The 22,118-nt window shown below is 64.4% G+C and carries 21 protein-coding genes; 13 read left to right on the top strand and 8 right to left on the bottom strand.

The window, feature by feature from the left end:
• Positions 1-3 precede the first annotated feature (3 nt).
• From lnt to PSAL_RS15765, 4 genes are all read right to left on the bottom strand, one after another.
• Complete coding sequence (gene lnt, locus PSAL_RS15750; protein ID WP_196222726.1) at positions 4-1,593, bottom strand: apolipoprotein N-acyltransferase; 1,590 nt, start codon at positions 1,591-1,593, stop codon at positions 4-6.
• A gap of 8 nt (positions 1,594-1,601) precedes the next feature.
• Positions 1,602-2,474, bottom strand: a complete 873-nt coding sequence (locus PSAL_RS15755) for a hemolysin family protein (RefSeq protein WP_119838297.1) — start codon at positions 2,472-2,474, stop codon at positions 1,602-1,604.
• A gap of 295 nt (positions 2,475-2,769) precedes the next feature.
• Positions 2,770-3,288, bottom strand: coding sequence for an rRNA maturation RNase YbeY (ybeY, locus tag PSAL_RS15760; RefSeq protein ID WP_119838247.1), 519 nt, complete (start codon positions 3,286-3,288; stop codon positions 2,770-2,772).
• Between the two features lie 130 nt (positions 3,289-3,418).
• Positions 3,419-4,465: a PhoH family protein gene (locus tag PSAL_RS15765; protein ID WP_408004187.1), complete on the bottom strand. Its 1,047-nt coding sequence runs from the start codon at positions 4,463-4,465 to the stop codon at positions 3,419-3,421.
• A gap of 457 nt (positions 4,466-4,922) precedes the next feature.
• Between PSAL_RS15765 and PSAL_RS15770 the strand changes: the two genes are divergently transcribed.
• Positions 4,923-5,243 carry a hypothetical protein gene (locus PSAL_RS15770; RefSeq protein ID WP_119838249.1) on the top strand — a complete coding sequence of 107 codons (321 nt, stop codon included), beginning with the start codon at positions 4,923-4,925 and terminating at the stop codon, positions 5,241-5,243.
• A gap of 9 nt (positions 5,244-5,252) precedes the next feature.
• Here PSAL_RS15770 and miaB read toward each other — a convergent pair whose 3' ends face one another.
• Positions 5,253-6,629, bottom strand: coding sequence for a tRNA (N6-isopentenyl adenosine(37)-C2)-methylthiotransferase MiaB (gene miaB / locus PSAL_RS15775; protein WP_119838250.1), 1,377 nt, complete (start codon positions 6,627-6,629; stop codon positions 5,253-5,255).
• Between the two features lie 163 nt (positions 6,630-6,792).
• On the opposite strand from miaB, the gene PSAL_RS15780 reads away from it, so the two are divergent.
• Positions 6,793-7,659: a glycosyltransferase family 2 protein gene (locus PSAL_RS15780; protein ID WP_119838251.1), complete on the top strand. Its 867-nt coding sequence runs from the start codon at positions 6,793-6,795 to the stop codon at positions 7,657-7,659.
• Here PSAL_RS15780 and PSAL_RS15785 read toward each other — a convergent pair.
• Entirely contained in the window at positions 7,634-8,563 is a 930-nt protein-coding gene (locus tag PSAL_RS15785; protein WP_119838252.1) for a LysR family transcriptional regulator ArgP, read from the bottom strand. The two genes, PSAL_RS15780 and PSAL_RS15785, sit on opposite strands and share 26 nt — an antisense overlap.
• A 117-nt stretch (positions 8,564-8,680) precedes the next feature.
• Here PSAL_RS15785 and PSAL_RS15790 point away from each other — a divergent pair, with 117 nt between their 5' ends.
• From PSAL_RS15790 to PSAL_RS15800, 3 genes are all read left to right on the top strand, one after another.
• A complete protein-coding gene (locus PSAL_RS15790) occupies positions 8,681-9,280 on the top strand; it encodes a LysE/ArgO family amino acid transporter (protein ID WP_119838298.1) in 600 nt (199 codons plus the stop codon).
• Positions 9,281-9,379: 99 nt separating this feature from the next.
• The gene (locus PSAL_RS15795) at positions 9,380-10,273 is read left to right on the top strand and encodes a DMT family transporter (RefSeq protein ID WP_119838253.1); all 894 of its coding nucleotides are present in this window, start codon (positions 9,380-9,382) and stop codon (positions 10,271-10,273) included.
• An 83-nt stretch (positions 10,274-10,356) separates the two neighbouring features.
• The gene (locus PSAL_RS15800) at positions 10,357-10,608 is read left to right on the top strand and encodes a YdcH family protein (protein WP_119838254.1); all 252 of its coding nucleotides are present in this window, start codon (positions 10,357-10,359) and stop codon (positions 10,606-10,608) included.
• Here the strand turns inward: PSAL_RS15800 and PSAL_RS15805 are convergent.
• Entirely contained in the window at positions 10,593-11,993 is a 1,401-nt protein-coding gene (locus tag PSAL_RS15805; protein WP_119838255.1) for a helix-turn-helix domain-containing protein, read from the bottom strand. The two genes, PSAL_RS15800 and PSAL_RS15805, sit on opposite strands and share 16 nt — an antisense overlap.
• 96 nt (positions 11,994-12,089) lie before the next feature.
• Positions 12,090-13,319 carry a multidrug effflux MFS transporter gene (locus tag PSAL_RS15810; protein WP_408004188.1) on the bottom strand — a complete coding sequence of 410 codons (1,230 nt, stop codon included), beginning with the start codon at positions 13,317-13,319 and terminating at the stop codon, positions 12,090-12,092.
• 221 nt (positions 13,320-13,540) lie between these two features.
• On the opposite strand from PSAL_RS15810, the gene PSAL_RS15815 reads away from it, so the two are divergent.
• The 8 genes from PSAL_RS15815 (at position 13,541) to PSAL_RS15850 (ending at position 22,084) form a co-directional block, all read left to right on the top strand.
• On the top strand, positions 13,541-15,073 hold the full coding sequence (locus PSAL_RS15815) for an acyl-CoA carboxylase subunit beta (RefSeq protein WP_119838257.1): 1,533 nt from the start codon (positions 13,541-13,543) through the stop codon (positions 15,071-15,073).
• A 33-nt stretch (positions 15,074-15,106) separates the two neighbouring features.
• Positions 15,107-15,469, top strand: a complete 363-nt coding sequence (locus tag PSAL_RS15820; RefSeq protein WP_119838258.1) for a hypothetical protein — start codon at positions 15,107-15,109, stop codon at positions 15,467-15,469.
• A gap of 363 nt (positions 15,470-15,832) precedes the next feature.
• The gene (locus PSAL_RS15825) at positions 15,833-15,973 is read left to right on the top strand and encodes a hypothetical protein (protein ID WP_196222727.1); all 141 of its coding nucleotides are present in this window, start codon (positions 15,833-15,835) and stop codon (positions 15,971-15,973) included.
• Positions 15,974-16,039: 66 nt separating this feature from the next.
• Positions 16,040-16,396, top strand: a complete 357-nt coding sequence (locus PSAL_RS15830) for a hypothetical protein (RefSeq protein WP_119838259.1) — start codon at positions 16,040-16,042, stop codon at positions 16,394-16,396.
• A 394-nt stretch (positions 16,397-16,790) separates the two neighbouring features.
• Positions 16,791-17,012: a hypothetical protein gene (locus PSAL_RS15835; RefSeq protein WP_119838260.1), complete on the top strand. Its 222-nt coding sequence runs from the start codon at positions 16,791-16,793 to the stop codon at positions 17,010-17,012.
• A gap of 144 nt (positions 17,013-17,156) precedes the next feature.
• The gene (locus tag PSAL_RS15840; RefSeq protein ID WP_119838261.1) at positions 17,157-19,157 is read left to right on the top strand and encodes an acetyl-CoA carboxylase biotin carboxylase subunit; all 2,001 of its coding nucleotides are present in this window, start codon (positions 17,157-17,159) and stop codon (positions 19,155-19,157) included.
• Positions 19,158-19,189: 32 nt separating this feature from the next.
• On the top strand, positions 19,190-21,316 hold the full coding sequence (scpA, locus tag PSAL_RS15845) for a methylmalonyl-CoA mutase (protein WP_119838262.1): 2,127 nt from the start codon (positions 19,190-19,192) through the stop codon (positions 21,314-21,316).
• Between the two features lie 228 nt (positions 21,317-21,544).
• Positions 21,545-22,084 (top strand): GNAT family N-acetyltransferase, encoded by a 540-nt coding sequence (locus tag PSAL_RS15850; protein ID WP_231388548.1) that lies wholly within the window; start codon positions 21,545-21,547, stop codon positions 22,082-22,084.
• Positions 22,085-22,118 lie beyond the last annotated feature (34 nt).

Raw genomic sequence — 22,118 nt, forward strand, 5'->3', positions numbered from 1 at the left:
TCGTTACGACTGCCCGCCGATATGGTCAATCGCTTTATGGGATGCGGGTGTATGCCGGGTTAACCTTGCCCGGATCGCGAAGATAAACGCCACAAATGCCAGCAGCAGGGCCGGCAGGTCGCCGAAACGGGCGTAGGGCGTGGTCGCGAGGGGCGGCGGCAACACGACATCCAGATAGCCGTCGACGCCAAGCGGCAGGCTGTCCAGTACCTTGCCATCCGCCGCAATCAAGGCTGAAACCCCGGTATTGGCGACGCGGATCATCGGCAGCCCCTGTTCGGCGGCGCGCAGCCGTGCCTGTGCAAGATGCTGATAAGGTCCGGAAAATGTGCCGAACCAGCCATCATTGGTGATCTGCAGCAGGAAATCGGGCCGTCGGGGTGCGTCGCGGATGTCTTCGGGAAAGACCGCTTCGTAGCAGATCAGCGGCAGGGCCGCGCCGACGCCGGGAATATCCAGCACCTGGGGGCCGGGGCCGGGCGTATAACCGCCCCCGAATTGCGCCGCCAGTGCGCCAAGTCCAAAGCGGCCCAGCAGGGTATCGAAGGGCAGGTATTCCCCGAAGGGCACCAGATGGTGCTTGTCGTAGATATCGGCAATCCTTGCGTCCGATCCGATGACCGCGAGAGAGTTGAAGTATCGTCGGCGCGGGTCGCTGTGTTGCAACCCGACGGCCAAGGGCACCCCGAGAGAGGCCTCTGACAGGACCTGCGGCAGGCTTGGGTTCGTATCCAGCAGATAGGGCACGGCGGTTTCGGGCCAGACGACAAGGTCGGGGCGGGCAGGGCCGTCAGGGCCGTTTCCGGGGGCGCCGGAGTAGTCCAGAAGACGATTGAAATACATTACCGACTTCTCGGGGTCCCATTTGTCGCGTTGCGCGGCATTGGGTTGAACCAGCCGGATGATCGGCGCGTCCGGGCCGGCGGGCAGGGCGAGAGCAACGAACCGGGCGGGCAGCAGCAGCATGGCGGCGAGCAGCACCGCCCCGGTCAGTCCCGGCACAAGGGCGCCGCGGCGTGTCGCTCCGGTCAGGCTGGCGATGACCATGCCCAGGCTGGCGGCAGGCAGCAGCAACGCCAGGCTAAGCGCATGGGCCCCGCCGATGGCTGCCAGCGGCAAGGCCGGGCTGGAGATCAGGCCATGGCCGATCAGGGCCCAGGGGAATCCGGTGAAGATCACGCCGCGCAGCGCTTCGGCCAGGGTCAGGGTGGCGGCAAAGGCCAGCGCCGGACGCCAGCGCCCCACCGGGGCGGCCCATTTCGCTGTGCCAAGCGCCAGGCCCCAGAACAGCGCCAGCCCGGCTGCCATCAGGATCAACGCAAAGGGCGCCATCCAGCCATGCCGGGCGATATCGACCAGAAAGGGCTCGACGATCCAGCTGAGCGCCGCGCCGAAATATCCAACGCCGAAACACCAGCCAAGCCGCGCGGCGGACTTTGGCGAGGGCGCGCGCAGCAGTGCGGCGAACAGCAAGGCAAAACCGATCAGGGGCAGGGGCCAGAGCGATACGGGCGCCTGCCCGCCAGCTGCCAGCCCCCCGGCCGCAAGCGGCCAGAGAGCATTCAGCCAGCGGGCTTTCCTGTCCTCACGCACGGAGGCCGTCAGCCGTTTTCGCCGAGGGGAACATGGGTGTTCAGTCGCACACGCAGCTTCTTGATGCGGCGCGGGTCGGCCTCGACCACTTCGAATTCATGGCCTTCGGGGTGTTCCACGACCTCTCCGCGTGCCGGGACGCGGCCCGACAGCATGAAGACCAGTCCGCCGAGGGTGTCGATCTCTTCTTCGTCGACCGCATCGACATCGGTCAGGGAGGTGCCGATTTCTGCCTCGAAATCCTCGAGTGGGGCCTTGGCCAGCGCGAGGTAGCTGCCCGAGGCTTCGCGGGACCACATGGCGTCTTCGTCGACGTCGTGTTCATCCTCGATCTCGCCGATGACCTGCTCGATCAGGTCTTCGATCGTGACCAGCCCGTCTACGCCGCCGTATTCATCGATCACCAGTGCCATGTGCCGGCGTTCGCTTTGCATTTTCTGCAGCAGCACACCTATGGGCATCGAGGGCGGCACGAACAGCAGCGGGCGCAACAGCGCCTTCAGACTGAAGCGGGTCATCCCGTTCCAGCCGTGCTTCAGAGCGAAATCCTTGAGGTGGACCATGCCGGTCGGGCTGTCGAGCGTGCCCTGGTAGACCGGCAGACGCGTCATGCCGCTTTCACGGAAGATCGCCACCAGGTCGGGCTGGTTGATGGTCGAGGGCACGGCCACGATTTCCGCCTTGGGAATCGCGACGTCTTCCACCCGCATCTCGCGCAGGTTCAGCAGCGAATGCCGCCGCCGTTCCTCCTGGCTTTGCCGGGGCGTGTCCTGATTGGCATAGGGAGAGTCGTCTTCGGGTGTGCCGCCGAAACCCAGCCAGCGCTTCAGGAAGCCGGGACGCTGGGGCGCATCCGGTCCGTCGGGGTCATTGGCTGCCATTTCGAAATGCAATCCTGCATGAGAGGCGCCATTGGTACGCTCCGTTTCGTCGGAGGTCCCGGAGTGAAGGCCGTGGCCCTCGTGGCCGAGGCGGCCAGCATCTCCTGACTCTGCATCCAGGCCGGTGTCGTCACCAAAGCCGGATCGCGCGGCGTCGTCGAATTTCACGACAGATCCGCCGATCTGCGCCCCGCTTATAGACGCGGGGTCTGGGTCCATTGAACGCGCGCCCTGCGCCGCGTTAGGAGACCCGTCTGTACTATCGCCCATCTTACCTTTCCATCAAACAGCCGGATCAAGTTCCGGGTATTTGATTATATGGGTCAGGAATGCCCAGTTTGCCAAGTATTTCCACCTCGATTTCTTCCATCAGCTCCGCATCTCCGTCGCGGATGTGGTCATAGCCCAGAAGATGAAGGATTCCGTGCACCACAAGATGGCTGACGTGATCGGCGAAAGGCAGCCGGGCGGACTCGGCTTCGCGTGTGCAGGTGTCGAAGGAAATCGCGATATCGCCCAATTCCACCGGGCCGGGAAAATCGGGGGGCGAGGGCGCATGGGGGCGCGCGCCTTCATCTTCCGGGGCCAGATCCTCGGCCGGCCAGGAAAGCACATTGGTGGGCGTGGGCTTGTCGCGGAATTCGGTGTTCAACTCGGCGATGCGCGCGTCGTCGCAGCCCATCACGCAGATCTCGAACCCATCGGGGTCAAGCGAGAGGTGGGCAAGCGTGGCCAGCCCGGCGGTTTCGGCCAGGGTGTCCAGGTCGATGTCCTGCCAGCGGTCATCTTCGTATAGGCAATCTATCAGTGTCATGGCGCCGCCATAGCATCATGGACAGCGGCGCGCCATCGACCGAATTGCCGCCCCGCGATGGGGCGGCAAGGCGCGGAAATTGGCCTTTCGCCGGCCCGTCGTGAGGCTCGTCGCGAGGCCCGTCGCGCGGTCAGGCTTCGTCAGCCTCGTAGGCCTCGATGATCTTGGCGACCAGCGGGTGACGCACGACATCCTTCGACGTGAAGTAGTTGAAGGTGATGTCGCCGATCTGGCCAAGCAGCCGTTCGGCATCCTGAAGACCCGATTGCACGCCACGCGGCAGGTCGACCTGGGTGCGGTCGCCGGTGATGACCATGCGGGAGCCTTCGCCCAGACGGGTCAGGAACATCTTCATCTGCATCGAAGTCGCGTTCTGCGCCTCGTCCAGCACCACGTAGGCATTGGCCAGCGTTCGCCCGCGCATGAAGGCCAGCGGCGCGATCTCGATCCGCTTTTCCTCAAGCAGCTTGGCCAGTTGCTTGGCCGGAAGGAAATCGTTCAGCGCGTCGTAGAGCGGTTGCATGTAGGGATCGACCTTGTCCTTCATGTCGCCGGGCAGGTAGCCAAGCTTTTCGCCGGCTTCGACGGCGGGGCGGGACAGGATGATCTTGTCGACATGGCCTTCGATGAACATCGACACGCCCACGGCCACGGCAAGATAGGTCTTGCCGGTCCCCGCCGGGCCAATGCCGAAGCCCAGTTCATGGGCAAAGAGGTTCTGCACATAGGCCTTCTGCGCGGCGGTGCGCGGTTCGACCATCTTCTTGCGGGTCTTGATCTCGACCGCGCCGCCGCGGAACATTTCCAGCTGATCGCCAAGCGGCTTGGGCGGGGTCTTGGCACCGTCGCCTTTGCCGTTCATGCGCAGTTCGCGGTCGATATCGGCGCTGCCGACCTCGCGCCCCGCTTCCAGCCGGGCATAGAGCGCGCGCAGCACGTCGATCGTCTCCTTGGCGGCCTCCGCGCTGCCGATGGCAACAAGGTAATTGCCCCTCCGCAGGATCTGGGTGCCAAGCTTGCCCTCCAGTTCTGACAGATTGCGGTCATGTTCGCCGCACAGCTCTATCAGCAGGAAGTTGTCGGGAAATTCGACGGCAGCTTCGGCAAGTTGAGTGTCATCCGGTTGCGGGGGCAGAAGGCTTGTGGCCAAGAAGGACTCCTTCATCAATAGGGTCATGGCGGGGCATGGCAGGGGCCATTTGCCGCCCTGAGGTCAGCGTGGCAGGGCGCGAAGGTTCCGGCAAGACAAGAATGACCTGAAACCCTGAAATCCCGCTGCGATGCCCTGACGACAGCCTCGGGCGGCCAGTTCCCGCCGTTCTGGCCGAGGGCTTTCGGGCTCCGACAAGCACGAGAGGGCGCTTGGAGGGGAGCAAAACAAGGTAAACACGCCGGGTCCCGGGAAATTGACCATAAAAGCAGAAAAACGCGGTGATGCTGTTTCGGGCCATTGACGCTGCGGCTTGGCCGGCAAATATTGCGCCCAGACGATTAAGAGAGCGTGAATCGCACTCTCCGCTTCATCCGGGACCGCAAAGCGGCTTTCGAAGCGGATGTCTTTCAGTAAATGCAATGGATTGCCGGTTCGGCGCTGCCTTTGGGTGGCCTGACGGCTGGCATCAAGAGGATAAAAGATGATCTATAATATTCTTCGGGCCGCTGCTGCGGCTGGCCTTGTTGCGCTTTGCGCAGGCCCTGTCCTGGCCGAACAGCCTTCCGACGATGCCACGGCGCAAGGGGTGGTCAAGGTGTCCTGTTTCCGCGGGCCGTTCACGGCGGTGATCTGGGATCACCCAAACGAATCCTTCGTCGACACGCTGATGGATATCGGTTTTTCTCATGATCGGGCCGTCGAGATCGGCGAACGGGTGTGCCGCGATGAACGGATTGTGGATCACCACGATCAGATCGTTGCACGCACGCGCGAGTTGATCGCAAGCACGCCACGCAACTAGGTCGCTGGCCTAGATCAGCGCCCCGGAGAGCGAATTCGTCCCGCTGCTCAGGATCCGCACGCGTCGCAGATCGCCGGGGGCCAGTGCGGGTGCCCGATCACCCGTCCGGCCGCCGGTTCGGTCGCCAGTCTGGTTGTCGACGGTGACATGGACGGCATGAAGGTAGTCGGACTTGCCGATCATCTGCCCGTCCAGCCGACCGGGTTTTTCGAACAACACGCCGACTTCGCGGCCGACCATGGCATCCTGCAGCTTGCGTTGCTGGGTGGCCAGAAGCGATTGCAAGGCCTGAAGGCGGGCGGCGGCGACATCGTCGGGGACCATGCGCTCGCCCTTTTCCGCCGCCGGTGTGCCCGGACGGGCGGAGTAGCGAAAGCTGAAGGCGGTGCCGTATTCGACCCGGCGCACCAGATCCAGCGTGGCCTCGAAATCGGCATCGGTTTCACCTGGGAAGCCGACGATGAAATCCCCCGAGAGGTGAATATCGGGCCGCGCCTGGCGAATCCGGTCGATCAGGCGGAAATAATCGTCGCGCCCGTGTTTGCGGTTCATCGCCTTCAACACCCGGTCAGAGCCTGATTGCACTGGCAGATGCAGGTAGGGCATCAACTTGGCGCAGGTGCCATGGGCCGCGATCAGGTCGTCCTGCATGTCATTGGGGTGCGAGGTGGTGAAGCGCAGGCGTTCCAGGCCGTCGATCTCGGCCAGGGCATGGATCAGGCGGGCCAGGCTCCAGTCGCCCCCCCTCGGCCCGGCGCCGTGGTAGGCGTTGACGTTCTGGCCCAGCAGGGTGATTTCGCGCACACCCCTGTCCACCAGGTCGCGGGCTTCTGTCAGGATCCGATCGGCGGGGCGGCTGAATTCGGCGCCGCGGGTATAGGGAACGACGCAGAAGGCGCAGAACTTGTCACAGCCTTCCTGCACGGTCAGAAAGGCCGTTGGCCCCCGCCGGGCGCGGGGCCGTGCCTTCAGGGCCTCGAACTTGTCCTCTTCGGGGAAATCCGTGTCCAGCACCTTGGCGCCGTGACCGGCCTTTGCCTCCATCTCGGGCAGGCGGTGGTAGCTTTGCGGGCCGACGACCAGATCGACCATCGGCTGGCGGCGCATGATTTCCTGGCCTTCGGCCTGGGCCACGCAGCCGGCCACACCGATCTTCAGATCCGGTTTCGCCTCTTTCAGGTTCTGGAAACGGCCAAGCTCCGAATAGACCTTTTCGGCGGCCTTTTCGCGGATATGGCAGGTGTTCAGCAGGATCATGTCGGCGTCTTCGGGCGAAGAGACCTGATCATAGCCCGACCCGCCGAGCGCCTCGGCCATGCGTTCGCTGTCATAGACATTCATCTGGCAGCCGTAGGTCTTGATGAACAGCTTCTTGGTTCCGGCCATGGGCGCCTGCCTTTTGCAGAAAAACAAGGGGATCAGGGCGTTTCCCTACACCAGGTGGCAGGGGGCTTGCAATGTGCGCGCGTGCGGGGTTTCCTGCACCAAAGCAATGCGGCGGCGGCCCCTTCGCCCGATTGAGACCGACAAAGACCCGCGGAGGCGCTTCTTGTATTTCAACAGCCTGCAAAGATTCATTGCCCGCGGCGCGGCGATCCTGGAAAAGGGTCCGATCGCAATGATCTTCGCCGAAGACGAGGTGGAGCTGGACGCGACCCTGCGTCATCATCGCGAAGCCGGGTTCCTGCAGATCCTGCTGTTCGCGCCGGACCATTTTACCCTGGCCGATGATCTTGATCCGGTGGTGACGCGCATCGGCTATTCCATGACCCGCGACAAGGCACTGTCGACCGCCGTCAACGCGGTGAACGAGGCCGCGCCGGTGGGGACCTGGCTATATTACTGCTACAACGCCGAATTCCTGTTCTACCCCTTCCGCGAAACCCGCACGGTGGGCGAATTGCTGATCTTCCATGCCGAGGAACGGCGCGATGCCATGCTGACCTACGTGGTCGACATCTATGCCGACGATCTGAGCCGCTACCCCCATGCGGTATCGGTCGAGAATGCCTATCTCGACCGCTCGGGCTATTACGCGCTGGCGCGGCTGGACGAGAACAATCACCCGCGTGAACGTCAGCTGGATTTCTTTGGCGGTCTGCGCTGGCGCTACGAGGAACATGTGCCCGAGAACCGGCGCAAGATCGACCGGATCTCGTTCTTCCGGGCGCGGCCGGGGCTGCACCTGCGCGAAGATCACACCTTCGACGATCAGGAGCTGAACACCTTTTCCTGTGCTTGGCACCACAATCTGACGGCCTGCATCTGTTCCTTCCGCACCGCCAAGGCGCTGAAGCATAACCCCGGATCGCGCCAGGATATCCAGAGCTATTACTGGTTCAATTCCGAGAAATTCGAATGGAGCTCGCGTCAGCTTCTGGACCTCGGGCTCATGGAGCCGGGGCAGTGGTTCTAGGCGCCTCTGCCGGCAGCAAACGGGCAAGGGCGACCTGACGCAGGGAGTCGGTCAGCGGGGCAAGGCCGGGGCGCATCAGGCGCGAGACCTGCCAGTAGAGCGCGACATCGACGGGCGTGTCGGGGCGCAGTTCCACAAGGGCTCCGCTGGCCAGGTCGGCGCGGACACTCAGTTCCGGGTTCAGACCCCAGGCGAGGCCGTGACGCGCGCCCTGCTGAAAAGCTTCGGACGAGGGCATCACGTGGCGCGGCGGGGGCGGCAGGTCGGTGGGCGCGACATGGGCGTCGACCCACCTGTCCTGCAGGCGGTCCTTGGCATCGAATAGCAGGACCGGCGCGCGCGCCATGGCTTCGGGCGTCAGCCCGACGGGAAAGTACCGCGCGACAAAGCCCGGGCTGGCCGTCGCGAGATAGCGCATCCGGCCAAGGAAAATCGCATCGCATCCGCGCAGCGGCGTGGCGGTGGCGGTGATGGCGGCCATGACGCGGCCTTCGCGCAGCCAATCCGCCGAATGGCCTTCGTCATCGACCCGCAGGTTGAACTGCAGGCCCGGCGCGCTGTCCTGCGCCCGCGCCAGCGCTTCGGGGAACCAGGTCGCGAGGCTGTCGGCATTGACGGCGACAGAGACCTGGCCGCCGGGGCGTTCGACCTGCCCGATCTGGTGCAGGGCGCGGGATTCCAGCAGGGCAAGCTGTTCGGCATGCTGGGCCAGACGTGCCCCGGCCTGTGTGCCGGTCGCGGGCGGGCCGCGCTGTACCAGCACCATGCCAACCTGTTCTTCCAGCGCGCGCAGACGTTGTGACACGGCCGATTGCGTCACGCCCAGTTCTGCCGCCGCGCGGTCGAAGGATCCGCGCCGCAAGATCGCGGCCAAGGTGGCAAGCTGGGCGGGGTCTAGGGGCATTAGCTTTGCTTATCCAGATCAAGGAATATTCACTGGATACATCGCGCCACGCCCCCTAGTCAAACCCGACAGAAGTCACGGGCCGTCCGGGCCCGGCAGGGAAGGGCCCAGTAAATGATGACAGCATGGCGCGCGGGATTCGGGATCGGATTGTCGCTGATCGTGGCGATCGGGGCTCAGAACGCCTTTGTATTGCGCCAGGGGCTGTTGGGGCGTCATGTCTGGGCAGTGGTGCTGATCTGCGTGCTGTCGGACGCGGCGCTGATTGTCTTCGGGGTCACGGGGTTTGCCCATCTGACCAACCGCTTTCCCGGGCTCGACATGGTTCTGCGGCTGGGCGGCGCCCTGTTCCTTGTCCTGTTCGGCGCCATGTCCCTGCGCAGTGCATGGCGCGGCGACAGCGTGCTGGAAGCCGCCGGCCAAACGGTCTCGGGCCTCGGCCGGACCATCGGGGTCTGCATGGCGCTGACCTGGGGAAATCCGCATGTCTATGTCGATACGGTCCTGCTGCTTGGCGCAGTTTCTGCCGATTTCGAGGACAAGCGTGCCTTTGCCATCGGGGCCATTACCGCATCGACCCTGTTCTTCATCCTGCTCGGCTTCGGTGCCCGGTGGTTGCGCGGGCTGTTTCGCACCGCGCGGTCCTGGCAGATCCTGGATGTCGTGGTGGCCCTCATCATGTGGGCCATCGCCGCCCGGCTGCTGTTCTGGAGCTAGGCTGCCGCCCCGCAGGCCCGTCGGTTGGGTCGGCGGCGTCTGGCGCGCGTCCCACGCCAGTACTTGTGTGAACCAGGCATTGGCCTTAGGGCAGGATGCATGATCGAAGCACGTATCTCTCGCCCGCTCTACGGGGTGTTCTGGATGCTGGCCACGGGGCTGGTCTTCGTGGCGGTGACCGCGCTTGTCAAAAGCCTCGGGACCGCTTTGCCGGCCAGCGAAGCGGCCTTTTTGCGCTTTGCCCTGGGGCTGGTCCTGCTGCTGCCGCTGCTGAAGAAGTTCTCCCGGCTGAAAATCACCGCTACGCAGTGGAAGCTGTTCCTGCTGCGCGGCGCGATCCATTCGGTCGGGGTGGCCTTCTGGTTCTTTGCCATGGCGCGGATCCCGCTGGCCGATGTGACGGCGATGAACTACCTCTCGCCGATCCTGATTACCATTGGTGCCGCGATTTTCCTCGGGGAAAAGCTGCATGTGCGCCGGATCGGGGCCGTGATCGCGGGGCTGATCGGCGCGCTGATCATCCTGCGGCCCGGCCTGCGCGAGATCGGCGCGGGGCATCTGGCGATGCTGGCCACGGCCAGCTGTTTCGCGGCCTCCTACATGATTTCCAAGCGTCTGTCCGATGACAGCGACCCGGCGCTGATCGTGGCCATGCTGTCGGTTACGGTGACCATCGGTCTGGCCCCGATGGCGCTGCCGGTCTGGGTGGCGCCGGACCTGACACAGCTTGTCACGCTGTTCGCGGTCGCGGTTTTGGCCACGGCGGGGCATCTCTTCATGACCCTGGCCTTCAAGGAGGCGCCGATGACCGTGACCCAGCCGGTCACCTTCCTGCAGCTGGTCTGGTCGGTGCTTGTCGGCGCGCTGGTCTTTCACGAGGCGGTCGATCCCTTCGTGATTCTGGGCGGTGTGCTGATCCTCTCGGCCGTCAGCTTCATCACCTGGCGCGAAGCGGTGCTGAAACGGCGAGAGATCACTCCGCCTGCGGTCTAGACCCCTTCCCGTTTGATCCGCGTCAAGGCGGGGCGGCCCGGCGGCGGCTAGGTCTGTTGCAGCAACAAAGGAAGGGACCCCAGATGTCCAATACACCACACCAGCTGCACGACGAATTTCCGCAATTCGCGCAGGCCCTGCATGACCTGAAGACGCAGGATGCGCATTTCGCCCGCCTCGCGGAGGAGTATCAGGAGGTCAACGGCCAGATCCACCGGGCCGAAACCGATGTCACCCCGATCTCGGACGCCGCAATGACCGACCTGCGCAAGCGCCGGGGCGCGCTGCGGGATCAGATCTTTGCCGCGCTGAAGATGGCTCAGCCCACCTCGTAAGGCAGGGTGCCGCGGGCGTTGGGATCGATCGTCAGCTTGCGTTCCAGGGGCGGAACCGAGCGTTGGTGGCAATCCTCGCGCTCGCAGATCCGGCAGGAAATCCCGATGGGTTCAAAGGCGCGCGGATTGCCGATGTCGAGGCCATCCGCATAGACCAGCTTGTCCGCATGGGCCACTTCGCAGCCGAGCGCGATAGCATAGCGGCGCACCGGCGCGCCCCAGCGGCCGCCGGGTTTGCTGACGTCATGGGCCAGGCTGACATAGCGCACACCGTCCGGGGTTTCGGCCAGTTGGCGCAGGAACTGGCCGGGCGTCTCGAAGGCGCGGTGGACGTTCCACAGCGGGCAAGCCCCGCCGTAGCGGGCGAATTGCAGCAGTGTCGCTGAATGCCGCTTGGTGATGGTGCCGGCCTGATCGACCCGCACGAAGAAGAAGGGTACGCCCTTGGCGCCGGGCCGTTGCAGGGTCGACAGCCGGTGCGCGACCTGTTCGATCGAGGCGCCAAAGCGCATCGCCAGAACCTCAAGATCATGGCGCTCGACCCGCGCGGCCTCGAGGATCCGGGCATAGGGCATCAGCGCGGCCCCGGCAAAGTAGTTGGCCAGCCCGATCTTGGCGATGGCGCGGGAGGTTTCGGACTGGAACCGGGCCAGGTCCAGCGTGGCTTCCAGCAGCTTGTCCTGTTCCAGCAGGGCGACCTGCAACAGCAGCTGAAAGGTCTGGGTTTCCGGCGCGGCGCGCAGCGACAGGGTCAGCTGCTTTTCCCCCGGATCGTAGTGGCGCAGGGCGTCGGTATCGGCAAAGCGCACCCGCACCCCGCGATTGCCAAGTGCTGCGACGGCGCGGACCCGGATGTTGTTTTCATTCCGCACCGGCGTCGCGAAATGTTCGGCCGCGCGGTCCACCGCATCAATGTAATTGTCGCAGTAATGGAAGAAATCGCGCACCTCGTCCCAGGGGCTGGGGGTGGCGCGGGCGTCTTCGCGCCCCAGTGCCTCGTCCAGCGAGGCAAGCCGTTCATGGGTCTGCCGATAGGCCCGGTGCAGATGCAGGAAGGCCCGCGCCAGCGTCGGCGCGTTCGAGGCCGTCAGCCGCAGGTCGGCCAGGGGCGGCGAAATCTCGGCCAGCACCGGGTCGGCCATCGCCTCGCGCATGTCGCTGACCAGGCGTTCGTGATCGCCGGTCGAAAGCTCGGTCACATCGACGCCGAATTCCTGCGCCATGGCCAGCACGACCGAGGTCGAGACCGGCCGATTGTTGTTTTCCATCTGGTTCAGATAGGGCAGGGAGACGCCAAGCTTGGCGGCAAAGTCCTTTTGCGTCAGGCCGAGGCGCTGACGTATTTCCCGAAGCTTTGCCCCGGCATAGAGTTTCTGAGCAGCCATTCCCCACCTGTCAACGATTTGCAACTTAGCCCGTCGGCAAGGCTAACTTTGCAAACCATGGTTAACAAGCGGTAAGGTTTCGTGGGAATTTCGGGTCTAAAGCGCGGCCAGCCGGGCTTCGCGCCGCATCACGGCGAGGATCGACAGCATTCCCCCGATGCCGCAGGCCAGCATCAGCCAGATCAGTGGGAAATGCCCGCTTTCGGGGCTCAGCAGCGCGCCGGCCAGGGCCGACAGGGCCGCGCCGCCGCCGATCATCATGGCGCCGCCAAGGCCCGAAGCGGTACCGGCCAGGTGCGGGCGCACCGACAGCATGCCCGCATTGGCCGACGGGACGATCATGCCATTTCCCAGGCCGACAAAGACCATGCCGCCGAAAAACGCGTAATGGCTGCCGATTTCCCCGTAGGCGAGGCCAAGCGACAGGATCATGCCAAAGGTGATGATAATGGTGCCGATCAGGATCAACCGGTTCATCCCGACCCGGGTGGCCAGGCGCGCGGTGGCCCAGTTGCCGAAGAAATAGCCGCAGCCTGCCGTGGCGTTGAAGGTGCCGAATTGCGCCGGTGTCAGGTGAAAGACCTCTGTCGCGACGAAGGGTCCCCCGCCGAGGTAGGCAAAGAAGGCACCCGATGCCAGGGCCGCGGCCATGCAATAGCCCCAGAACCGGGGCGAGGTCAGCAGGTCGGGATATTCGCCGAATTGCCGCATCAGCGACAGGCCGCTGGGTTTCGATGTTTCCCCGAGGTCGATCCAGGTCACTGCAAAGACCCCTAGGCCGAAGCTGAACAGCAACCAGAAGGAGGCCTGCCAGCCGAACCAGACATCCAGCACGCCGCCCAGCATCGGGGCGAACATCGGCACCATCGACATGCCCATGGTGACATAGCCCATGACGGCCGCCGCCCGGTCGCCTTCGTACATGTCGCGCACGGCGGCGCGGGACAGGGCCATGCCGGTGGCAATGGCGGCCTGAAGGATGCGGAAGGCGATGAACACCTGAAAGTTCGGCGCCATCAGGCAGCCGAGCGTCGCCAGGAGGAAGACCACGAGGCTGAAGAGCAGCACCGGACGTCGCCCGAACCGGTCGCCGAGCGGTCCGATGAACAATTGCAGCGCTCCGCTGGCCGCCAGGTAGGCGGCGACCGACAATTGGACGACCTTGTAGTCGATCTGGAAATGATCCGCGATCCGGGGCAGCGACGGCAAGAAAATGTTCATTGTCATGGCCGACAATCCGGCCAGCATTACCAATGTGACAAGATGCGGCGGCGTGCGCCCTGTTCTTGTGCCCTGTGGCGTGCCATGATCGCTGGAGTTCATCATGGCATCCTGCTAATCGCGTGATAGGGGCATGTCCATGTGCTCTGCATCCACTTTGCAGATTTGCACTTTGCAAATTCCCGATTGCAATGGATTTGCAAATTTGCCCGATTTCCCTTTGTAACGTCGATTTCCAGCCTTATGGTCACGAAAAGCGCGGCGCGGACGACCCGTGGCGCCAGCGACCGTGACAGGCGCCCGACGGGGCGCGGGAAGGACATCGCATGAAGGACATCCTGCAGGAGCTGAAAGATCGGCGCGAAACCGCCCGGCTGGGCGGCGGCACGACCCGGATCGACGCGCAGCATGGCAAGGGCAAGCTGACGGCGCGGGAACGCATCGACCTGCTGCTGGATGCCGACAGCTTCGAAGAATTCGACATGTTCGTGGCCCATCGCTGCACCGATTTCGGCATGGAAAAGAACCGCACCTACGGCGATGGCGTGGTCACCGGTTGGGGCACGATCAATGGCCGCATGGTCTATGTCTTCAGCCAGGATTTTACCGTTTTCGGCGGCTCTCTTTCCGAAACCCATGCCCAGAAGATCTGCAAGATCATGGACATGGCGGTGCAAAACGGCGCCCCGGTCATCGGGTTGAACGATTCCGGCGGCGCGCGCATCCAGGAAGGTGTCGCCTCGCTGGCCGGTTATGCGGATGTCTTTCAGCGCAACGTGCTGGCCTCGGGCGTGGTGCCGCAGATCAGCGTGATCATGGGCCCCTGCGCAGGCGGGGCGGTCTATTCCCCCGCGATGACCGACTTCATCTTCATGGTGAAGGACAGCTCCTACATGTTCGTGACGGGCCCCGATGTGGTCAAGACCGTCACGAACGAGGTCGTCACGGCCGAGGAACTGGGCGGCGCCAGCACCCACACGAAGAAATCCAGCGTGGCCGACGGGGCCTTCGAAAACGATGTCGAGGCCCTGGCCGAGGTCCGGCGCCTGGTCGATTTCCTGCCGCTCAACAATCGCGAAAAGCCGCCCGTGCGGCCCTTCTTCGATGATGTGACGCGGATCGAGAAAAGCCTCGATACGCTGATCCCGGAAAACCCCAACGCGCCCTACGACATGAAGGAACTGATCCTGAAGACGGCGGACGAGGGCGATTTCTACGAGATCCAGGAAGACTTCGCCAAGAACATCCTGACCGGTTTCATCCGGCTCGAAGGGCAGACCGTGGGCGTGGTGGCGAACCAGCCCATGGTGCTGGCCGGCTGCCTTGATATCGACAGTTCGCGCAAAGCCGCGCGCTTCGTGCGGTTCTGCGATTGCTTCGAGATTCCGATCCTGACCTTCGTCGATGTGCCCGGGTTCCTGCCCGGCACGGGGCAGGAATTCGGCGGTGTCATCAAGCACGGCGCGAAGCTGCTGTTCGCCTATGGCGAAGCGACGGTGCCCAAGGTGACCGTGATCACCCGCAAGGCCTATGGCGGGGCCTATGACGTGATGGCGTCCAAGCATCTGCGCGGCGATTTCAACTATGCCTGGCCGACGGCCGAGATCGCGGTGATGGGCGCCAAGGGCGCGACCGAGATCATCCATCGTGCCGATCTGGGCGACCCGGACAAGATCGCCGCCCATGCCAAGGATTATGAAGACCGCTTCGCAAATCCTTTTGTCGCAGCAGAACGCGGCTTCATCGATGAGGTGATCCAGCCGCGTTCGACCCGACGGCGCGTGGCGCGGGCCTTTGCCAGCCTGCGCAACAAGAAGCTCGAAAACCCATGGAAGAAACACGACAATATCCCGCTTTGAGGGGTGGAGCGGGCAAGGCAGGTAAGGGACGGTATGACGCGCAGCAGGTGGCACAGGCTGGAACAGCAGGACGGCACGGTGACCGTGACCCGCCGTCTGCCGGTGCGTTTCGATCTGCGGGTCGAAACCTGTCTGGCCGCGCCCGACCCACTGTCGCGCACCGCGTTGGCGCATCAGATCCGCCAGGACCTGTGGCGCGCGCTGCGGGATCTGCCCGGCCTCAGCCCGGCGGTCACGCTGCGCCGCACCGGCGGGGTGATCGAGATCACCGCCGGAGGGCGACTTGAACGCGGTCGGGTGTCGGAACGCGACAGAAACCGCTGCCTTGCAGTGCTGGAAGACCCGGCGCGACAGGCAAGGTGGCTTGCACATGCGGGGCGGCGCTGCGATGGCTGACCTTTCCTGTCCCCAATCCGCATCCTTGCGGGGTCGGGGGCCAGATACACTCCGCTCCGGTCTGCGGCCCGCCCTTCAGGCAGCCGCGACAGGACACAGAGGCGAAACTCCCTGCCGGTCGACGGCAGGCCGCGATTGGAACACAGACCCCATGCCTTCGGCCCAGATCCAAGCGTTTCGACGGGCGCCGCGCCCGGATGATGCGCAAAAGAAAAGTAACGATACCTCTACACGAATCCGAAACTCCGCTATCCTCTTGCAGGGGCGCCAGCGGGCGTCCCGTAACGCAGTCCCCGGACCGGCAGCGACAGCATTGCCCGCGCCGGGCCTCATGTCGGGCCTTTGGCCTTATCGGAGCATTTCATGTCCAAATTCCTTCCCGTCCTGTTCGCGCTCGGTCTTGTCGGCGGTCTGTCCGCCTGCGCCCAGCCCGAAGAAGAAGTCATCATGGTCGCGCCCGAGCCCATCTCGAGCGAACCGGTCTACACCGGCAAGTACAAGTAAGACCGTCGCGGGCCGGATCATTCCGGTCCGCGCACGCCTGTCCGGCGCAGCACGGGGGGGCATCGCATGCTGAAGCATCGCGGCTTTCCGGGGCGTCTTGCCGGGACCGATTTCCAGTTCACCATCCGGCGCGCCAACCCCAAGGGCGTGACGCCGATCAAGCGGCTGGAACGCTATCGCGACCGCCGGGCCCCCGACCGCAAGGCCGACGAGGCCTTCATGGGGGCGCTCTGGGCGCATTTCGGCGATCAGCCCTTTGAACGCGGCAATCTCGATGCAGGGCGGCTGAGCTGGTTGTTCGGCCGAGAGGTCGTGGCGGCCGAAGATCCCTTTGACCCGGTCAGTTACGACGCGCTGCTCGTCATCGACGAGACCGCCGCGCGCGCCGCCTTCCCCGATGCCTTCGAGGGAGATTGGGCGTGAACCTGCCGAGCCTGCGCCATACTGGGCCGAAACTGGCTGATCCCCCGGGGTCAGGCAGGTTTCGCTTTGCGCTTTCGGCCGGGCGGCGCAGGCTGACGTTGAACGCTCTTGCTGGTCTGCGGACTGGTGAGGCGGTCAATCACTATTGTTACCCTTCCCCTTCTGGGCGGCCCGGTGTCCCCGATTGCCGGCCGCCCAACTTTTTCCCCCGATCCCTTGCGGCCGCACCCGCCGATGCGGGTTTCCTGCCGGTTTTTCCCAAGGCGGCGGCGAAGTCCTGCCGGGGGGGCTGCGCCTGCGCTTTCCCGAAGCGGGCGTTTCAACTATTCATGGAACTTGCCCCTGCGGTCAGCGTTAGACCTATCAGATGGGATCAACATGAAGGTGTGAAGAGATGCGGAATATCACTGGTCAAAAGAAAAACTGGATCATCGCGGCCCTGTTCTGCACGGGTCTCGCGGCCTGTGGCCAGACGGTTGGTGAACAGGCCATCGTCGGCGGCGCCGTGGGCGCGGGCGCCTCGGCCGCAACCGGTGGCAGCATGGGGTCGGGCGCGCTTGTCGGCGCTGCGGCCAACGTCGCCTACTGCCAGACCAACCCCAGCGCCTGCAACTGACCAGGCCCTGATTTCAGACCTGCCGGCCCGCTCCGAACCGGGGCGCGGCCTTTCAATGACCCTCGTCGCGAACCTTCGCGGCGGGGGTTTCGTTTTGCCTGCCGCTGCCATGGCGGGTGGGGTTATTTCGCGAAGAGGCACAGCATGTTCAAAAAGATCCTGATCGCCAACCGGGGTGAGATCGCCTGCCGGGTCATCAAGACGGCCCGCCGGATGGGGATCTCGACCGTGGCGATCTACTCGGACGCCGACCGCAACGCGCTGCATGTCGAAATGGCGGATGAAGCCGTCCACATCGGCCCGGCCCCTGCCAACCAGTCCTACATCGTCATCGACAAGGTGATGCAGGCGATCCGCGCCACCGGTGCCGAGGCCGTCCACCCCGGCTACGGCTTCCTGTCCGAGAACCCGAAGTTCGCCCAGGCGCTGGAAGCCGAGGGCGTTGCCTTCATCGGCCCGCCCGTCAAGGCGATCGAGGCGATGGGCGACAAGATCACCAGCAAGAAGATCGCGCAGGAGGCCGGCGTCAGCACCGTGCCCGGCTACATGGGCCTGATCGCGGATGCCGAGGAAGCCGTGAAGATCTCGGGCGAGATCGGCTATCCGGTTATGATAAAGGCCAGCGCGGGCGGCGGTGGCAAGGGGATGCGCATCGCCTGGAACGAAGGCGAGGTCGCCGAGGGCTTCCAGTCGTCCAAGAACGAGGCAGCCAATTCCTTTGGCGACGACCGGATCTTCATCGAGAAATTCGTCACCCAGCCGCGCCATATCGAGATCCAGGTGCTTTGCGATGCCCATGGCAACGGCATCTACCTGGGCGAGCGGGAATGCTCGATCCAGCGCCGCAACCAGAAGGTCGTCGAAGAGGCCCCGAGCCCCTTCCTTGACGAAGCGACGCGCAAGGCAATGGGCGAACAGGCGGTCTCGCTCGCCAAGGCCGTGGGCTATGCCAGCGCCGGGACGGTCGAATTCATCGTCGATGGCGCGAAAAAGTTCTACTTCCTTGAAATGAACACCCGCTTGCAGGTCGAACATCCCGTGACCGAGATGATCACCGGCGTCGATCTGGTCGAACAGATGATCCGCGTTGCCAATGGCGAACCGTTGAGCATCGGCCAGGACGACGTGACCCTGACTGGCTGGGCCATCGAGAACAGGCTGTATGCCGAGGACCCCTATCGCGGCTTCCTGCCCTCCATCGGGCGGCTGACCCGTTATCGCCCCCCCGCCGAGGTCGCCGAGCCCGGCCTTATGGTGCGCAACGATACCGGCGTCTACGAGGGCGGCGAGATCTCGATGTATTACGACCCGATGATTGCCAAGCTCTGCACCTGGGCCCCGACACGGGCCGAGGCGATCGAGGCGATGCGGGTGGCACTGGATTCCTTCGAGGTCGAGGGGATCGGTCACAACCTGCCCTTCCTGTCGGCGGTCATGGATCACCCGGTCTTCGTCAGCGGTGAGATGACCACCGCCTTCATCGCCGAGGAATGGCCGGACGGCTTTGCCGGTGTGGAACTGGACGGTGCCGCCCTGCGCCGCATCGCCGCCGCCTGTGCTGCCATGCACCGCGTGGCCGAGATCCGGCGTACCCGGATTTCGGGGCGCATGGACAATCATGAACGCAAGGTCGGCAACGATTGGGTCGTGACCCTGCAGGGCGAACGTTTCGACGTGACGGTCTGCGCCTATCCCGGCGGGTCCGAGGTCGGTTTTGACGATGGCACGTCGCTGAAGGTTTCGGGCGATTGGACGCCGGGCGATACGCTGGCCTCCATGACGGTCGATGGCACGCCGCTGGTGCTGAAGGCCGACAAGATCACCGGCGGTTTCCGCATCCGGTCACGCGGTGCGGACACGAAGGTGCTGGTGCGCAACCCGCGGCAGGCGGACCTGGCCCGGCACATGCTGGAAAAGGTCGCGCCGGATACCTCGAAACTGCTGCTCTGCCCGATGCCCGGTCTGGTGGTGAAGATCGACGTGGCCGAGGGCGACGAGGTCCACGAGGGCCAGCCGCTTTGCACCATCGAGGCAATGAAGATGGAAAACATCCTGCGGGCCGAAAAGAAGGGCGTCATCGCCAAGGTCAATGCAGGCCCCGGCGACAGCCTTGCCGTGGACGAGGTGATCCTGGAATTCGAATGAAGGCCGCAAGGCAGCGCAGGGAAGGGGGCAAGATGTCCAAGACCGATGAATGGGCCGAACTGGCCAAGAAGGAACTGCGCGGGCGTCCGCTGGACGACCTGACCTGGGATACGCTGGAAGGCATCCCGGTCAAGCCGGTCTATACGGCCGAGGATACCGACGGGCTGCCCCATATGGGCAATATGCCCGGCTTCGGTCCCTTCACCCGTGGGGTGAAGGCGACGATGTATGCGGGCCGCCCCTGGACGATCCGGCAATATGCGGGCTTTTCGACGGCCGAGGAAAGCAACGCTTTCTATCGTCGCAACCTGGCTGCCGGTCAGCAGGGGGTGTCGGTGGCGTTCGACCTGGCGACACACCGGGGCTATGACAGCGACCACCCGCGCGTCGAAGGCGATGTCGGCAAGGCGGGCGTGGCCATCGACAGCGTCGAGGACATGAAGATCCTCTTCGACGGCATCCCGCTGGACCAGGTGTCGGTTTCCATGACGATGAACGGCGCGGTGATCCCGATCCTGGCCAGCTTCATCGTCGCGGGCGAAGAGCAGGGCCATGACAAGGCACTGCTGTCCGGGACCATCCAGAACGACATCCTGAAGGAGTTCATGGTCCGCAACACCTATATCTATCCGCCCGAACCTTCGATGCGGATCATCTCGGACATCATCGAATATACCTCCGCCGATATGCCAAAGTTCAACTCGATCTCGATCTCGGGCTACCACATGCAGGAAGCCGGGGCGAACCTGGTGCAGGAGCTGGCCTATACCCTGGCGGACGGGCGCGAATACGTGCGCGCGGCCATCGACGCCGGGATGGATGTGGACAAGTTCGCCGGGCGGCTGTCGTTCTTCTTTGCCATCGGTATGAACTTCTTCATGGAAATCGCGAAGCTGCGCGCGGCCCGGACCCTCTGGCATCGCGTGATGACCGAGGTAGGGGCGAAATCCGACCGCTCCAAGATGCTGCGGACCCATTGCCAGACCAGCGGCGTTTCCCTGCAGGAGCAGGACCCCTACAACAACGTCATCCGCACCGCCTACGAGGCGATGAGCGCGGTGCTGGGCGGCACCCAAAGCCTTCACACCAATGCCCTGGACGAAGCCATCGCCCTGCCCACTGATTTCTCGGCCCGGATCGCACGCAACACCCAGCTTGTGCTTCAGGAAGAGACCGGCGTGACCAATGTCGTCGATCCGCTGGCGGGCAGCTATTACATCGAAAGCCTGACCAACGATCTGGTCGAAAAGGCCTGGGCCCTGATGGAAGAGGTCGAGGAAATGGGCGGCATGACCAAGGCCGTCGCCTCGGGTATGCCCAAGCTGCGGATCGAGGAAAGTGCGGCCAAACGTCAGGCCCTGATCGACCGGGGCGAGGACGTGATCGTCGGCGTCAACAAGTACCGAAAGGACAAGGAAGACCCGATCGACATCCTGGATGTCGACAACGTCGCGGTGCGCGCCAGCCAGATCGCGCGTCTGGAAAGCATCCGCGCCAGCCGCGACGAAGCCGCCTGCACTGCGGCGCTGGATGCCCTGACCCGTTGTGCGCAGCAGGGCGGCAACCTGCTGGCCGCGGCGGTCGAAGCCGCCCGCGCCCGCGCCACGGTAGGAGAGATCAGCATGGCGATGGAAAAGGAATTCGGCCGCCACCGCGCCGAGGTCAAGACACTGGCCGGGGTTTACGGCGCCGCCTACGAGGGCGACGAGGATTTCGCCGCCATCCAGAAATCGGTCGAGGCTTTCGCCGAGGAAGAAGGCCGCCGCCCGCGCATGCTGGTGGTCAAGATGGGTCAGGACGGCCATGATCGCGGCGCCAAGGTCATTGCGACGGCCTTTGCCGATATCGGCTTTGACGTGGACGTCGGCCCGCTGTTCCAGACGCCCGCCGAGGCCGCGCAGGATGCCATCGACAACGATGTACACGTGATCGGCATCTCCAGCCAGGCGGCAGGGCACAAGACCCTTGCACCGCAGCTTATCGCGGCGCTGGAAGCTCAGGACGCGGGCGATATCCTGGTAATTTGCGGCGGGGTGATCCCGCAGCAGGATTACGATTTCCTGAAAGCCGCCGGGGTGAAGGCGATCTTCGGACCGGGCACCAATATCCCGACAGCGGCGCAGGATATCCTGACCCTGATCCGCGCCGCGCGCGGCTAGGCTCATCCGGGTTGCGGGGGCCGCCATGCGCGTGTCGCCGCCCCGCTTTCGGGCAGGCCGGGGGCAATCCTGATCACAGGTCCGGGTAGGCGCCTGCGGGCCCTTGTCAATCCGCCGTGGTCTTGGAAAAAGGTTCGGATGCAGACCTTTGCGGGACGGCGGCCGAAGCCCGGTTCCGATCCCGCCCCATTGGACCCCGGCCAGGTGCCTCTTCCGCAGGAGCCCGCTTTGACAGAGTCTTCGACCCCTTCCGCCATGGCGGCGCGCGCTGCTGCCGGATTGATCCTGAGGCCCGCCGCACCGGGTGATTATGCCCGCATTCTGGAAATCTGGGCGCCGGTCTATCGCGAAACGACGGCGACCTTTGCCTCTCGGGAAAAGACCCCGGAAACCCTGGCCGATTACGTCGAGACCCGCCGTGCCGCGGGGCGGGAGACCTTTGTGGCGGAGGTCGATGGCGGGTTGCTTGGCTTTGCTTCCTATGACCAGTTTCGCGGCGGAGATGGTTTTGTGCATGCGATGGAACATACCATCATCCTTGCGCCCGAGGCCCGTGCCCGTGGTGTGGGGCGCGCGCTGATGCAGGCGGTCGAGGCCCACGCCCGCGCCGCCGGAGCGCATGTGATGGTCGCCTGCGTCTCGGGCGAAAACGCCGTTGGCGTCGCCTTTCACGCGGCCCTCGGCTATGTCGAAACCGGGCGGATGCCACAGGTCGGGCGCAAGTTCGAACGCTGGCTCGATCTGGTGTTGATGCAGAAGATGCTGTGATGTCGCGCTGACAATACCGCGCTGCCGCGATAAG

This window comes from Pseudooceanicola algae (assembly GCF_003590145.2).
GTDB classification, from domain to species: domain Bacteria; phylum Pseudomonadota; class Alphaproteobacteria; order Rhodobacterales; family Rhodobacteraceae; genus Pseudooceanicola; species Pseudooceanicola algae.

Bases quoted from the DNA above. Each gene is read 5' to 3' on its own strand.
- PSAL_RS15755 (WP_119838297.1), bottom strand. From the start codon at position 2,474: ATGGCAGCCAATGACCCCGACGGACCGGATGCGCCCCAGCGTCCCGGC.
- ybeY (WP_119838247.1), bottom strand. From the start codon at position 3,288: ATGACACTGATAGATTGCCTATACGAAGATGACCGCTGGCAGGACATC.
- PSAL_RS15765 (WP_408004187.1), bottom strand. From the start codon at position 4,465: ATGACCCTATTGATGAAGGAGTCCTTCTTGGCCACAAGCCTTCTGCCC.
- PSAL_RS15770 (WP_119838249.1), top strand. From the start codon at position 4,923: ATGATCTATAATATTCTTCGGGCCGCTGCTGCGGCTGGCCTTGTTGCG.
- miaB (WP_119838250.1), bottom strand. From the start codon at position 6,629: ATGGCCGGAACCAAGAAGCTGTTCATCAAGACCTACGGCTGCCAGATG.
- PSAL_RS15785 (WP_119838252.1), bottom strand. From the start codon at position 8,563: ATGCCCCTAGACCCCGCCCAGCTTGCCACCTTGGCCGCGATCTTGCGG.
- PSAL_RS15790 (WP_119838298.1), top strand. From the start codon at position 8,681: ATGACAGCATGGCGCGCGGGATTCGGGATCGGATTGTCGCTGATCGTG.
- PSAL_RS15795 (WP_119838253.1), top strand. From the start codon at position 9,380: ATGATCGAAGCACGTATCTCTCGCCCGCTCTACGGGGTGTTCTGGATG.
- PSAL_RS15800 (WP_119838254.1), top strand. From the start codon at position 10,357: ATGTCCAATACACCACACCAGCTGCACGACGAATTTCCGCAATTCGCG.
- PSAL_RS15805 (WP_119838255.1), bottom strand. From the start codon at position 11,993: ATGGCTGCTCAGAAACTCTATGCCGGGGCAAAGCTTCGGGAAATACGT.
- PSAL_RS15810 (WP_408004188.1), bottom strand. From the start codon at position 13,319: ATGATGAACTCCAGCGATCATGGCACGCCACAGGGCACAAGAACAGGG.
- PSAL_RS15815 (WP_119838257.1), top strand. From the start codon at position 13,541: ATGAAGGACATCCTGCAGGAGCTGAAAGATCGGCGCGAAACCGCCCGG.
- PSAL_RS15820 (WP_119838258.1), top strand. From the start codon at position 15,107: ATGACGCGCAGCAGGTGGCACAGGCTGGAACAGCAGGACGGCACGGTG.
- PSAL_RS15825 (WP_196222727.1), top strand. From the start codon at position 15,833: ATGTCCAAATTCCTTCCCGTCCTGTTCGCGCTCGGTCTTGTCGGCGGT.
- PSAL_RS15830 (WP_119838259.1), top strand. From the start codon at position 16,040: ATGCTGAAGCATCGCGGCTTTCCGGGGCGTCTTGCCGGGACCGATTTC.
- PSAL_RS15835 (WP_119838260.1), top strand. From the start codon at position 16,791: ATGCGGAATATCACTGGTCAAAAGAAAAACTGGATCATCGCGGCCCTG.
- PSAL_RS15840 (WP_119838261.1), top strand. From the start codon at position 17,157: ATGTTCAAAAAGATCCTGATCGCCAACCGGGGTGAGATCGCCTGCCGG.
- scpA (WP_119838262.1), top strand. From the start codon at position 19,190: ATGTCCAAGACCGATGAATGGGCCGAACTGGCCAAGAAGGAACTGCGC.